The 12292-nt window shown below is 62.1% G+C and carries 14 protein-coding genes; 11 read left to right on the forward strand and 3 right to left on the reverse strand.

Features of this window, described 5'->3' with window-relative positions; genetic code table 11:
* Window positions 1-16: 16 nt before the first annotated feature.
* Window positions 17-1132 (reverse strand): alanine dehydrogenase, encoded by a 1116-nt coding sequence (gene ald / locus AC0L17_RS06670; protein ID WP_091591151.1) that lies wholly within the window; start codon window positions 1130-1132, stop codon window positions 17-19.
* Between the two features lie 159 nt (window positions 1133-1291).
* Between ald and AC0L17_RS06675 the strand changes: the two genes are divergently transcribed.
* Window positions 1292-1765 (forward strand): Lrp/AsnC family transcriptional regulator, encoded by a 474-nt coding sequence (locus AC0L17_RS06675; RefSeq protein WP_023799250.1) that lies wholly within the window; start codon window positions 1292-1294, stop codon window positions 1763-1765.
* On the opposite strand, the gene AC0L17_RS06680 is transcribed toward AC0L17_RS06675, so the two are convergent.
* Window positions 1762-2364, reverse strand: a complete 603-nt coding sequence (locus tag AC0L17_RS06680; protein ID WP_473515355.1) for a 5-formyltetrahydrofolate cyclo-ligase — start codon at window positions 2362-2364, stop codon at window positions 1762-1764. The genes AC0L17_RS06675 and AC0L17_RS06680 overlap by 4 nt on opposite strands.
* A 264-nt stretch (window positions 2365-2628) precedes the next feature.
* On the opposite strand from AC0L17_RS06680, the gene AC0L17_RS06685 reads away from it, so the two are divergent.
* Window positions 2629-3894: an NAD(P)/FAD-dependent oxidoreductase gene (locus tag AC0L17_RS06685; protein WP_473515230.1), complete on the forward strand. Its 1266-nt coding sequence runs from the start codon at window positions 2629-2631 to the stop codon at window positions 3892-3894.
* A 207-nt stretch (window positions 3895-4101) separates the two neighbouring features.
* Here the strand turns inward: AC0L17_RS06685 and AC0L17_RS06690 are convergent, their stop codons facing one another.
* Window positions 4102-5358 (reverse strand): class I SAM-dependent methyltransferase, encoded by a 1257-nt coding sequence (locus AC0L17_RS06690; protein ID WP_473515231.1) that lies wholly within the window; start codon window positions 5356-5358, stop codon window positions 4102-4104.
* A 245-nt stretch (window positions 5359-5603) separates the two neighbouring features.
* On the opposite strand from AC0L17_RS06690, the gene AC0L17_RS06695 reads away from it, so the two are divergent.
* From AC0L17_RS06695 to pdhA, 9 genes are all read left to right on the forward strand, one after another.
* Window positions 5604-5738 carry a hypothetical protein gene (locus AC0L17_RS06695; RefSeq protein WP_023799246.1) on the forward strand — a complete coding sequence of 45 codons (135 nt, stop codon included), beginning with the start codon at window positions 5604-5606 and terminating at the stop codon, window positions 5736-5738.
* A 123-nt stretch (window positions 5739-5861) separates the two neighbouring features.
* On the forward strand, window positions 5862-6152 hold the full coding sequence (locus AC0L17_RS06700; RefSeq protein ID WP_027154007.1) for a Dabb family protein: 291 nt from the start codon (window positions 5862-5864) through the stop codon (window positions 6150-6152).
* 209 nt (window positions 6153-6361) lie between these two features.
* On the forward strand, window positions 6362-7273 hold the full coding sequence (locus AC0L17_RS06705) for a VOC family protein (protein ID WP_473515232.1): 912 nt from the start codon (window positions 6362-6364) through the stop codon (window positions 7271-7273).
* A complete protein-coding gene (kdsA, locus tag AC0L17_RS06710; RefSeq protein WP_473515233.1) occupies window positions 7270-8100 on the forward strand; it encodes a 3-deoxy-8-phosphooctulonate synthase in 831 nt (276 codons plus the stop codon). Before AC0L17_RS06705 ends, kdsA begins: the two co-directional genes overlap by 4 nt.
* 101 nt (window positions 8101-8201) lie before the next feature.
* The gene (locus tag AC0L17_RS06715; RefSeq protein WP_023799242.1) at window positions 8202-8405 is read left to right on the forward strand and encodes a dodecin family protein; all 204 of its coding nucleotides are present in this window, start codon (window positions 8202-8204) and stop codon (window positions 8403-8405) included.
* A 97-nt stretch (window positions 8406-8502) separates the two neighbouring features.
* The gene (locus AC0L17_RS06720) at window positions 8503-8868 is read left to right on the forward strand and encodes a PRC-barrel domain-containing protein (RefSeq protein WP_023799241.1); all 366 of its coding nucleotides are present in this window, start codon (window positions 8503-8505) and stop codon (window positions 8866-8868) included.
* Between the two features lie 403 nt (window positions 8869-9271).
* Window positions 9272-10546: a phosphopyruvate hydratase gene (gene eno, locus AC0L17_RS06725; protein WP_027154001.1), complete on the forward strand. Its 1275-nt coding sequence runs from the start codon at window positions 9272-9274 to the stop codon at window positions 10544-10546.
* Window positions 10547-10747: 201 nt separating this feature from the next.
* Complete coding sequence (locus tag AC0L17_RS06730; RefSeq protein WP_023799238.1) at window positions 10748-11071, forward strand: FtsB family cell division protein; 324 nt, start codon at window positions 10748-10750, stop codon at window positions 11069-11071.
* Window positions 11072-11243: 172 nt separating this feature from the next.
* Window positions 11244-12290: a pyruvate dehydrogenase (acetyl-transferring) E1 component subunit alpha gene (pdhA, locus tag AC0L17_RS06735; protein ID WP_027153999.1), complete on the forward strand. Its 1047-nt coding sequence runs from the start codon at window positions 11244-11246 to the stop codon at window positions 12288-12290.
* The last annotated feature ends 2 nt before the right edge of the window (window positions 12291-12292 follow it).

The raw sequence follows: 12292 nt of genomic DNA on the forward strand, positions 1-12292 counted from the left end.
AGAATCAGCGGCAGGTTCAGGCGGCGAGAACGGCCTTCGGCTCGACCAACTCATAGCCGAGTGATTCGGCCACCGCGCGGTTGGTGATCTTGCCCTTGTGGACATTGAGGCCGTTGCGCAAATGATGATCGTCGACCAGCGCCTTCAGGCCTTTGTCGGCAAGCTGCAGGCCGTAATGCAGCGTCGCGTTGTTCAACGCCTGGGCCGAGGTGACCGGCACCGCGCCCGGCATGTTGGCGACGCAATAGTGAACGACGCCGTCGACCTCATAGGTCGGGTCGGCATGAGTTGTGGCGTGCGAGGTCTCGAAGCAGCCGCCCTGGTCGATGGCAACATCGACCAACACCGAGCCTTTTTTCATTCCCGACAGCATTTCGCGCGAAACGAGTTTTGGCGCGGCGGCACCCGGGATCAGCACGGCGCCGACGACGATGTCGGCCGAAAAACATTCCTCTTCCAGCGCCTCGACCGTCGAGTAGCGGGTGTGGACGCGGCCGCCGAAGATATCATCGAGCTGGCGCAGACGCGGGATCGAGCGGTCGATGATGGTGACGTCGGCGCCAAGGCCGGCCGCCATCCGTGCGGCATGCAGGCCGACGACGCCGCCGCCGAGCACAGTGACCTTGCCAGGCAGCACGCCGGGCACGCCGCCGAGCAGAACGCCGCGGCCGCCATTGGCCTTCTGCAGCGCGGTGGCGCCCGCCTGGATCGACAGGCGGCCCGCGACTTCCGACATCGGCGCCAGCAGCGGCAGGCCGCCGCGGTCGTCCGTGACCGTCTCGTAGGCGATGGCCGTCACGCCCGAGGCCAGCAGGCCCTTGGTCTGCTCCGGATCCGGAGCGAGATGGAGATATGTGTAGAGGATCTGGCCGTCACGGAGCTGGACCCATTCGTTGGGCTGCGGCTCCTTGACCTTGACGATCATGTCGGACTTGGCAAACACGTCGGCGGCCGTCTTGGCGATGGTGGCGCCGGCGGCGCGATAGGCGTTGTCGTCGGCGCCGATGCCGGCGCCGGCGCCGGTCTCGACCAGCACTTCGTGGCCATGCGCGACATATTCGCGGACCGATCCCGGCGTCAGGCCGACGCGGTATTCGTGGTTCTTGATTTCCCGGGGGCAGCCGACGCGCATCTTCTTCTCCTCCTGATCCAGCCTTTTGGGGCATGTTCGCTGTTGAGAGACAGTGAACCACGAATCGTCGCGTAGGTGTTTGCGAATACGCTTGCGCAAGACGGTGCGGTTCGATAATTGTTGCGTAAAACAGCTGGATTGTCGCAGGAATCCCGAAAAATGCCGCTCGACAGGATTGATATCGCCATCCTCGAAACGTTGCAACGGGATGGGCGGATACCCAACGCGGCGCTTGCCGAGAAGGTCGGCCTGTCACAGTCGGCCTGCTCGCGGCGGCTGGACAATCTGGAGAAATCCGGAACCATCCGCGGCTACCACGCCCGGCTGTCCAATGCCGCTCTTGGCCACCAGATGACGGCGATTGTGCATATATCGCTGTCGGGGCAATTCGAAAAGACACTGTCGGATTTCGAGGCGGCGATAAAGCGCTGCCCGAACGTGTTGTCCTGCCACCTGATGTCGGGTGAATACGATTATATCCTGCGCATCGCGGCAAAGGACCTCGTCGACTATGAGCGCATCCACAAGGAATGGCTGTCGGCAATGCCGCATGTGACGAAGATCAACTCGTCGTTCGCCTTGCGCGAGATCGTCGACCGGACGGCGGTCGGGATGAAGCCGGAACTTGCCTAGGCTTTGAAAGCCTCCGTTACCACCCGGTCCATCGGGATGTCATGCGGCTGCGGGTAGATGGTGGCGATGCGCTGCAGTTCGTAGCCGACACCGATGACCAGCGGCTTGAACGGCATCGCCGCCAGCGTGCGGTCGAAGAAGCCGCCGCCATAGCCCAGCCGATACTGTCTCGGATCGATGCCGACGACAGGCGAGATGACGATGTCGGGCAGCACCGGATCGCCTCCAGCCGGGATCGGGATGTTCCAGACACCCTTCTCAAGCCGGTCGCCCGGTGCGTAGGCGCGAAAGATAAGCGGGCGGGCTTTTTCGACGACAACGGGCAGTGCGGTACGGCCGCCGCGCTCATTGACGGAAGCTATCCAGGCCCGCAAATCCGGCTCGCCGCGGAACGGCCAGTAGAGGCTGACCATGCGGCCGGCAATGTCGCCGATCACCGCGTCGAGGTTTTCGCCGATGCGCTGCGACATTGCCGTCCGCACCTCAGCCGGGACAGCGAGGCGCGCCGCAATCAGCCGCTCGCGCTCGGCCTTGCGCCATCGTTTCACGTCGTTCCAGTCGGATAGGGGCGGCCGGAATTCCGGGTCGAGCTCGTGCATGAAGCAAGGCGGCGAGGAATATTGCCCCGGACCGTCGTCATGATCGCTATGCAAGTTCCTCTCCTTTCGTCTGCTTCGATGAAATTATACTCGGCGGCAGGATGGGGGCATGTACAACAGCGACATCTCAGGGCGTGCAGTCGGCAAAGTCGGATGTTGTTGCGTGCACAAAAGTCGCTACATCAGCCTTGGCGAAATTGCTGTCCAGTCTGCGCTCCCGCCCCACCTGCTCTCCTGGCCCAACCTGCTCCCGGAGTGAATGAGATGAACGAAACCAGCCATCATGTCGTCGTCGTCGGGGCGGGCTTCGGGGGTCTCGAATTCACCCGCGCGCTTGACGGCGCGCCGGTGCGCATCACCATGATCGACAAGCGCAACCATCATCTTTTCCAGCCGCTGCTCTATCAGGTGGCGACTACGGCGCTGGCGACCTCGGAAGTCGCCTGGCCGATCCGCCATCTCCTGCGCAAGCGCAAGGATGTGACGACACTGCTGGCCACCGTCAGCGGCGTCGACCGCGCCGGCAAAAACGTGCTGCTCGATGATGGCGGTGCGATTGGATACGACACGCTGCTGCTGGCCACCGGCGCCCGCCACGCCTATTTCGGCCATGACGAGTGGGAGCCTTTCGCACCGGGGCTGAAGACGCTGGAGGACGCCACCACCATTCGACGGCGCATTCTGCTCGCCTTCGAGCAGGCCGAGCGGGAAAGTGATCCCGCCAGGCGCCAGGCGCTGCTGACACTTGCGATCGTCGGTGGCGGACCAACAGGCGTGGAACTGGCCGGCACCATTGTCGAACTGGCGCACGAGATGCTGCGCGGAGAGTTCCGCAACATCGATACGCGGCAGACGCGCGTGGTGCTGATCGAGGCCGGTGACCGTATCCTTCCTAATTTCGCGCCTGAACTCTCCGACTACGCCAGCAAGGCGCTCGAGCGGCTTGGCGTGACGGTCGAACTCGGTCGGCCGGTGACACGTTGCGACGCCGACGGTGTCGTCTTCGGTGAAACGCATCTGCCGGCCAGGACTATCCTGTGGGCAGCAGGCGTCGCCGCTTCGCCGGTCGCCGAATGGCTGGGGGCGGCAGCGGACCGCGCCGGCAGGGTGCTGGTCGAGCCCGATCTGACCGTGCCGGGCAGCCCGGAGATTTTCGTCATCGGTGACGCTGCACACGTCCTGCGGCCGGATGGCCGCATGGTGCCCGGCGTAGCACCCGCCGCCAAGCAGCAGGGCCGGCATGTCGCCGCGACGATCAAGGCCCGGCTTGCCGGCGACGCAACCCCGCGGCCTTTCCGCTACAGGCATGACGGCGATCTGGCGACGATCGGCAAGCGCGCCGCCGCGATCGATTTTGGCTGGATCAAGCTCACCGGCCGGCTGGCCTGGTGGCTATGGGGCCTGGCGCACATCTATTTCCTGATCGGCTTCCGTAACCGGCTTGCGGTTTCGCTGAGCTGGCTATGGATCTACCTGACAGGGCAGCGCAGCGCGCGGCTGATCACCCAAGGCGACGACGACAGGAACTGACGTCTCCGCCCGCGCACATGCATCCGCACGTCATCTGTTCCCTTATGGACTCGACCGGATTCAGGCGCGAAGCTCTGCTTCGGTCAGGACTTGGCACGCTGTTGAAGGCTGGCACGCCATTGAACAGCAGCCGGCTCGAACCGCATCATCGACTTGATGTTCGACGGAGAACCAATTGATCCCATGCGGAAATTAGTCGTCGCCACCCTAAGCTCTGTAAACCACCTGGCGGACATCGATGTAGCTGGCGCGGAAGCCGGCTTCGCAATAATGCAGGTAAAACTCCCAGAGCTTCTTGAAGCGGTCGTCGAAACCGAGCGGGACGATCTTTTCCCATGACCCACAAAAACGGTGGCGCCATTCGGCGAGCGTGCGGGCATAGTCGTCCGGGAAAATGCGCTCGCGCAGATGAGCAAGGCCATGGTCTTTGCCGAGCGTTTTCAGGATCGACGGCGTCGGCAGCATGCCGCCCGGGAAGACGTAACGCTGGATGAAATCCGGCCGGGCGCGATAGGTATCGTAGGCTTTCTCGTTGATGGTGATGATCTGCAGGCCGGCGGTACCGCCAGGCCGCAGGCAATCCTTCATCTTGCCGAAAAACACGGGCCAGTACTTTTCGCCGACCGCCTCGAACATCTCGATCGAGGCGATGCGGTCGTAGGAACCGGTTTCGTCGCGGTAGTCCTGCAGCTTGATGTCGATCTTGTCGGCAAATCCAGCCTTCTGGACGCGTGCTCTGGCGAAATCATGCTGCTCGCGGCTGATCGTCAGCCCGGTGACGCGGCAGCCGATCTCGCGCGCCGCGAATTCGGCAAAGCCGCCCCAGCCGCAACCGATTTCAAGCACGTGGTCGTTCGCGCCGATGCCCGTGTCCTTGGCCAGCGCGCGATATTTGGCGGCTTGCGCGCTTTCCAGATCGTTGGCGCCAGCCGCATAGAGCGCCGACGAATAGGTCATGCTCGGATCCAGCCATTCCTTGTAAAAGGCGTTGCCGAGATCGTAGTGCGCCGAAATGTTGCGCTTCGAGCCGGTGCGGGTGTTTTGGTTGAACCAGTGGCGGACACGCTGGACGGCGTTGATCAGCCAGTTGGCGCCGCCGGCGATGCGCTCTCCGATTTCTGAATTGACGACGAACAGTTCCAGGAAACTGGTCACATCGGGACTGTCCCAATCGCCGTCGATGTAGGATTCGGCGATGCCGATGGTGCCGCCGGTGAAGGCGCGGCCGGGCAGGCGCCAGTTCTTGAGCACCAGTTCGGCGTCCGGACCCGGGCCCTTGCCGCCGACGAGGACGGCGCGGCCGTCCGGCATCCTCACCTTGAGCGAGCCACGCGGCAGGTTCATCGCCGCCGACAGCACCATGCGCGCCTTGGCCGGCAGGCCTTTGACGGTCTCGGCGAAATTGAATTCGTCCAATCTGACCGCGTCGCCCGACGCAACGCTGGTGTCTTCCTTGTGAGCCATGTCACGCCCCCGGGACTTCTGCGGCGCCGGCGCAAAATCGCCGGTTTCCAACTCTCTCGCAGTTCATCGGCAGGGCGCGAACGCCGCTTCCCGATGAATCCCCGGCAGCAATCTTTCATGCGATCAAAGGGAACTTCAAGAGCCAAGGCAAGCGAACACGGATCAATCGAAAGATTTTGCGGGAGGGCGCTGATCAACGCCGGAATCACTATGGTTGCAGCCACCCGGATGCAGTAGTTTTAGCCATGCGTTATGTCATCGTCATCTGCGCCGTCACGTTCTTCCTGATCTGGGACGGGCTCTACAATCAGGGCAGCTATCTGGACACCACGGTCAGGGAGATTAACCGCATCGTGCGCTACATCACCAGCATGATGTAGTTTCCTCTCCCCGCCCAACGCGTTGTTGCCGCGACATCGTTGCCGGTTGACGCGCCCGTGTTGCCCACACAAAACACGGTCGCGCAAACAAACACGCCTGCACATCGATCGAGGAGGCTGGGGTTGATCCGGCATATCGTTTTCTTCAGCGCACGGCACAAAGAGGACGTCGAGGCCGTACGCACGGGCTTGCTGGCGCTGGGCAACATCCCCCATTCCCGTCTGTTCGAGGTGACGCTCAACAGCAAGGTCGACCCGCTTTCGGACGAGATCGACGTGGTCGTTTATGCCGAGTTCGAGGATGACGCCGCTCTGGCCGCGTACAAGGCGCATCCGCTCTATGCCGAGACGACCAGCCAGGTCAAACCGCTGCGTGAATTGCGCTATTCGGCGGACATTGTGGCTGCGACTTGAAGGGAAAACTGACCGAAGCAGGAGCGCACCCGTCTGCGGCCGTTGGTTCGGTCGGATCAGCGCCCTGCCGCTTTCGCGCGTCGCCAAGGCAGCGTGGCCAAGGACAGCCATCGCGACGACCGCTGCCGCCATGAAATCCCTGCGCATCAGGCGAGGGCCCTTGAACCAACTTCCGGAATGATGCACACCGCGCCGACATGACCGTGACGATGCCAGCACGCCCACATTCGCCCGGCGCTTATCCGCCCGGCGCTTGTCCGCTCGACCATCTTGTGCTGCCGACCGCCAGCCTCAACGTGGCGCGGGCGCGGCTGGTTTCGCTTGGCTTTGTTGTGGCGCCGACCGGCATCCATCCTTTCGGCACGGAAAACTGCTGCGTCTTCCTTGAGGACGGCACCTATCTCGAGCTGCTGGCAGTGGGCAATGCGCAAGCGGCGGCGAAAGCGATCGCCGACGGTAACGCCCTCGTCGCGCGCGATCGCGCCTATCGCGACAGCTGCGGCAATGAGGGATTTTCCGCCCTTGTCCTGGGCACCCAAAGTGCGGATGCCGACCACGCACGCTTTGTCGAAGCCGGCCTGTCGGCTGGAGACATGCTGAGCTTTTCGCGCGCCTTCACCGACGCGGCGGGAAACAGCGACACGGCATCGTTCAAACTGGCCTTCGCCTCCGGCAGCGGGGCGACGGACGCATTCCTGTTTGCCTGCGAGCGGATCAATGCGCCGAAAGTGGACCGCAGCGCGTTGCAGGTCCACGCCAATGGCGCAAACGGCATTGTCGAGGTCGTGGCGGTCAGCACCGAGCCATCCGAACAGCGCCGTTTGATTTCGATCGCGACGCACAGTCCGGCGACCGTGCCGGGGAGCAGCACTGCGTTTGAGCTGCCGAACGCGACCTTGACCCTGCTTGACCCCGTCGCTTTCGAATCGCGCTTCGGCATATCTGCCGGCGCGCCATCGGAACTCCGCTTCGCGGCGATCGTCTTTTCAGTTGGTTCCGCCGACACGGTCGCCAAGCTGCTTGCAGCAAGTTCCGTAGAACATGACTTACGCGGCGATGATATTGTCGTGTGGCCGGCATCCGGGCAGGGTGCGGCCTTCGTTTTCCAGGAGAAAGCATGAGCAAGCCAAATTCGTCCGTAACCGTCGGCAATGTCGTCTTCGGCAACACCGCGCCGCTGTCGCTGATTGCCGGCCCGTGCCAGCTTGAATCGCGGCAGCACGCCTTCGACATGGCTGGCGCGCTGAAGGAACTGACCGAGAAGCTCGGGCTGGGCCTCGTCTACAAGACCAGTTACGACAAGGCCAACCGCACCTCGCTTGGCGGCACGCGCGGCGCCGGGCTCGATGCGGCGCTGCCCGTCTTCGACGATTTGCGCAAGGCGTTTTCGCTGCCGATCCTGACCGATATCCACACCGAGGAACAGTGCGCGCTCGTGTCGCCGCATGTCGATATCCTGCAGATTCCGGCTTTCCTCAGCCGCCAGACCGATCTGCTGATCGCGGCGGCAAGATCCGGCAAGGTCGTCAATGTGAAGAAGGGCCAGTTCCTCGCGCCATGGGACATGAAGAACGTCGTCGCCAAGGTCACCGGTTCCGGCAACGCCAATGTGCTGGTCACCGAGCGCGGCGCGTCCTTCGGCTACAACACGCTGGTGTCCGATATGCGCGCCCTGCCGATCATGGCCGAGATCGGCGCGCCGGTGATTTTCGACGCCACGCATTCGGTGCAGCAGCCGGGCGGGCAGGGCGGCTCGTCAGGCGGCGATCGGCGCTTCGTCGAGACGCTGGCGCGCGCCGCGGTTGCGGTCGGTGTCGCCGGCGTCTTCATCGAGACGCATCAGGATCCCGACAACGCCCCCTCCGACGGTCCCAACATGGTGCCGCTGAAGGACCTTCGGGCGCTGCTTGAGAGGCTGATGGCATTCGATCGCGTCGCCAAGGGCTGAGCAAGTTCAGCGGCCCAGCCCTAAGTCCGACCCGAAACTTGTGATCAACAGGCGCCGGTTGTACGCTGCCCAGGCAACCGAGTGCCTTGGAGGAGGAAGCCATGTCCGTCGCCCGCGTCACCGAAATCACATCATCGTCGAATAAGAGCTTTCAGGACGCCATCGAACAGGGGATTGCCCGCGCCGCAAAGACATTGAAGAACGTCGAAGGCGCCTGGATCCAGGACCAGAAGGTCGTCGTCGAGAACGGCACGATCTCCGCCTACCGCGTCAACATGAAGGTCACCTTCATCCTCGCTGAGTGATCAGCCCTGCATGTATGACCGCGTCCATAAAAGTCTGGAACCTTCGCAGCCCTCTCCTCATTGTCGAAGCTGAAGTGAACGACAAGAGGAGCACATCATGACAACCCAGACAGGACACACTGAAGCCATCGCTGCCTCGCGGGTGATCGGCACTTCCGTCTACAACACGGAAGGCACGCACATCGGCGACATCGAGGATGTCATGCTCGACAAATTGTCGAATGGAATCATGTTTGCCGTGATCGGCTTTGGCGGATTTCTCGGCATCGGCGAGAAATACCACGCCATTCCGTGGGCGAGCCTCGACTATGACGAGAACAAGGGCGGCTATGTCGTGCCGTTCACCAAGGAGCAACTGAAGGCAGCTCCCGCCTATTCGATCAACGAATTGACGGGCGCCGACGGCGAGGCCGCGCGTGATGCTTCATACAGTTACTACAGGGTCGAGCCTTATTGGCATTGATCTTGCTCTGCCGGAATCAAAAGGCCCCCGGTTGAACCGGGGGCCTTTTCTCTGGGATATCTACTCCGCTGCAATGGTCGACAACTCTACCGCGCCCTGTTGAGGCTGCTGAGTGTCACACGACGTCAAAAACGCCGCCGCGATCAGGAACAAACTCACAATACCGCTCAACTGAGACATGGCGAAACTCCTCCTGTTTCGCCCCGCGCAGCTGTGAGCATAAACCAGAAAGCCGCATGCCGCCAAGGCCTATGACTGACATGACTTATGATGACAGCAATTTGTGCTTCGTGATTCGATGTGGCGGAAGTGGCGGCACTATTTGCGGACGCCCCGATTGCGTTTTGCGGCACTTTGGCTAAGACGTGCGCGACGCTTCGTCAGATCAATCGGGGACATCGCAATGACTGCCATCATCGACATTGTCGGGCGCGAAATCCTGGACAGCCGCGGAAACCCGACCGTCGAGGTCGACGTCGTTCTCGAAGACGGCTCGATGGGCCGCGCTGCGGTGCCTTCCGGCGCCTCGACCGGCGCGCATGAGGCGGTCGAACTGCGCGACGGCGGCGCCCGCTACCTCGGCAAGGGCGTCCTGCGGGCGGTAGAGGCCGTCAATGGCGAACTGTTCGAAGCGATCGGCGGGATGGAAGCCGAGAACCAGATCCACATCGACCAGACCATGATCGAGCTCGACGGCACACCCAACAAGAGCCGCCTCGGCGCCAATGCGATCCTTGGCGTGTCGCTGGCGGTGGCCAAGGCTGCGGCGGAAGCGGCTGGCCTGCCGCTCTACCGCTATGTCGGTGGCACCAAGGCGCATGTGCTTCCGGTGCCGATGATGAACATCATCAACGGTGGCGCCCATGCCGACAACCCAATCGATTTCCAGGAATTCATGATCCTGCCGATCGGTGCGCCGACACTGCGTGACGGCGTACGCTGGGGTTCGGAAATTTTCCATACGCTGAGGAAGCGGCTGAAGGACGCCGGCCACAACACCAATGTCGGCGACGAGGGTGGCTTCGCGCCTAACTTGAAAAGCGCGCCCGCAGCGCTCGATTTCATCATGGAATCGATCGAGAAGGCCGGCTTCAAGCCGGGCGAAGAGGTTGCGCTCGGCCTCGACTGCGCCGCGACCGAATTCTTCAAGGACGGCAACTACGTCTATGAAGGCGAGAAAAAGACCCGCGATCCGAAGACCCAGGCCAAGTATCTGGCCAAGCTCGCCGCGGACTATCCGATCATCACCATCGAGGATGGTCTGGCCGAGGACGACTGGGACGGCTGGAAAACGCTGACCGACCTCATCGGCAACAAGACCCAACTGGTCGGCGACGATCTGTTCGTCACCAATACGGCCCGGCTGCGCGACGGTATCCGCATGGGCGTCGCCAATTCTATCCTGGTCAAGGTCAACCAGATCGGCTCACTGACCGAAACGCTCGATGCCGTCGAGACCGCGCACAAGGCCGGCTACACCGCGGTCATGTCGCACCGCTCGGGCGAAACCGAAGATTCGACCATCGCCGATCTCGCCGTCGCCACCAATTGCGGGCAGATCAAGACGGGTTCGCTGTCGCGCTCGGATCGCATGGCCAAGTACAACCAACTCATCCGTATCGAGGAAGAGCTCGGCAAGCAGGCGCTCTACGCCGGCAAGTCGATCGTGAAGGGCTGAGCCGCAGAAAATCCTAAAACCCAGAAAATCCGAAAACGAAAGGGCGGGGCATTCTCGCCTTTTTTGTTTCAACACCGCCAGATCCGGTCGTCCGTAACCGTCCATTAAGCACAATCGGGCGAGAAAGGGCTAGGTCGCAGAGTGGTTAGAGCGCCCTATGCGCGCGTCCAGGCGCGCGCGGCGCTCTAAGGGATTTGGGTCATGTGGACACGTCAGCACAAGCAGAGAAATACCGGTCGGCTGATCATCCCCTCGCTCTGTGTGGCGTTCCTCGCCTATTTCGGCTTTCATGCCTACCACGGCGAATTCGGCATCTATTCCAAATACCGGTTGCAAGCCGAAGCCGTCGACCTGCAAGGTAAGCTCGATGCCGTCAAGGCGCGCCGGCTCGATCTGCAGCGGCGTGTTCAACTGATGCATCAGGGCACGCTGGAGAAGGACATGCTCGACGAGCAGGCGCGCAAGGCGCTCAATGTGTCCCACGCCGACGAAATCACCATCATGCTACCGGCCACGGCAAGATAACCAAATTCAAGTTAATCGCCGATATTTTCAACGATTTTAATCGCTTAGACGCATGTCAGCCATGCATTTTTCGGCATGGCGAAACGCTTTCTCGCGTGTTAGCCTTTGCCAAATCGGTGGGGAGAACTGATCTCCCTCAGTGTCCGCAAGAGACGCCAACAGGGAGTGATGCATGGCCACCGCCGCCAGAAAAGCGCCTGCCAAAACCAAACCCAAATCCGACGGCAAATCGGCAGGGCTTTCAGCCCCCAAACCTCTCGACTTCACCAAGGATGAGGAGCTTGACGCCTACCGGCGCATGCTGCTCATTCGCCGCTTCGAGGAAAAGGCCGGCCAGCTCTACGGCATGGGCTTCATCGGCGGCTTCTGCCACCTCTATATCGGCCAGGAAGCAGTTGTCACCGGCATGAAGATGGCGCTGATCGACGGCGACCAGATGATCACCGCCTACCGCGACCATGGTCACATGCTGGCGATGGAACTGTCGCCGCGCGGCGTCATGGCCGAATTGACCGGGCGCCGCGGCGGCCTGTCCAGGGGCAAGGGCGGCTCCATGCACATGTTCTCCAAGGAGAAGCATTTTTACGGCGGCCACGGCATTGTCGGCGCGCAGGTCTCGCTCGGCACCGGCCTCGCCTTCGCCAATCGCTATCGCGGCAACAACAATGTGACACTGACCTATTTCGGCGACGGCGCCGCCAATCAGGGCCAGGTCTATGAGAGCTTCAACATGGCCTCGCTATGGAAGCTGCCGGTGATCTTCATCATCGAGAACAACCGCTATGCCATGGGCACCTCGGTAACGCGTTCGTCGGCCGAGACGGATTTTTCGCACCGCGGCGCCTCCTTCAAGATCCCCGGCATCCAGGTCGATGGCATGGACGTCCGTGCAGTCAAGGCAGCCGGCGATCTCGCCACCGAATGGTGCCGTGACGGCAAGGGGCCGCTGATTCTCGAAATGCAGACCTATCGCTACCGCGGACACTCGATGTCCGATCCGGCAAAATACCGCTCCAAGGAAGAAGTGCAGAAGATGCGCTCCGAGCGCGACCCGATCGAGCAGGTCAAGGCGCGCCTGCTCGACAAGAAGTGGGCTGATGAGGACGAGCTCAAAGCCGTCGACAAGGAGGTCCGCGACATTGTCGCCGACGCCGCCGAATTTGCCCAGAACGACGCAGAGCCGGATCCGTCCGAGCTCTGGACCGATATCGTACTGTAACG

This window comes from Mesorhizobium sp. WSM4829 (genome assembly GCF_055811475.1).

Bases quoted from the DNA above. Each gene is read 5' to 3' on its own strand.
- AC0L17_RS06685 (WP_473515230.1), top strand. From the start codon at position 2,629: ATGAACGAAACCAGCCATCATGTCGTCGTCGTCGGGGCGGGCTTCGGG.
- AC0L17_RS06690 (WP_473515231.1), bottom strand. From the start codon at position 5,358: ATGGCTCACAAGGAAGACACCAGCGTTGCGTCGGGCGACGCGGTCAGA.
- AC0L17_RS06715 (WP_023799242.1), top strand. From the start codon at position 8,202: ATGTCCGTCGCCCGCGTCACCGAAATCACATCATCGTCGAATAAGAGC.
- kdsA (WP_473515233.1), top strand. From the start codon at position 7,270: ATGAGCAAGCCAAATTCGTCCGTAACCGTCGGCAATGTCGTCTTCGGC.
- eno (WP_027154001.1), top strand. From the start codon at position 9,272: ATGACTGCCATCATCGACATTGTCGGGCGCGAAATCCTGGACAGCCGC.
- AC0L17_RS06730 (WP_023799238.1), top strand. From the start codon at position 10,748: ATGTGGACACGTCAGCACAAGCAGAGAAATACCGGTCGGCTGATCATC.
- AC0L17_RS06705 (WP_473515232.1), top strand. From the start codon at position 6,362: ATGCCAGCACGCCCACATTCGCCCGGCGCTTATCCGCCCGGCGCTTGT.
- AC0L17_RS06675 (WP_023799250.1), top strand. From the start codon at position 1,292: ATGCCGCTCGACAGGATTGATATCGCCATCCTCGAAACGTTGCAACGG.
- AC0L17_RS06695 (WP_023799246.1), top strand. From the start codon at position 5,604: ATGCGTTATGTCATCGTCATCTGCGCCGTCACGTTCTTCCTGATCTGG.
- ald (WP_091591151.1), bottom strand. From the start codon at position 1,132: ATGCGCGTCGGCTGCCCCCGGGAAATCAAGAACCACGAATACCGCGTC.
- AC0L17_RS06720 (WP_023799241.1), top strand. From the start codon at position 8,503: ATGACAACCCAGACAGGACACACTGAAGCCATCGCTGCCTCGCGGGTG.
- AC0L17_RS06680 (WP_473515355.1), bottom strand. From the start codon at position 2,364: ATGCACGAGCTCGACCCGGAATTCCGGCCGCCCCTATCCGACTGGAAC.
- pdhA (WP_027153999.1), top strand. From the start codon at position 11,244: ATGGCCACCGCCGCCAGAAAAGCGCCTGCCAAAACCAAACCCAAATCC.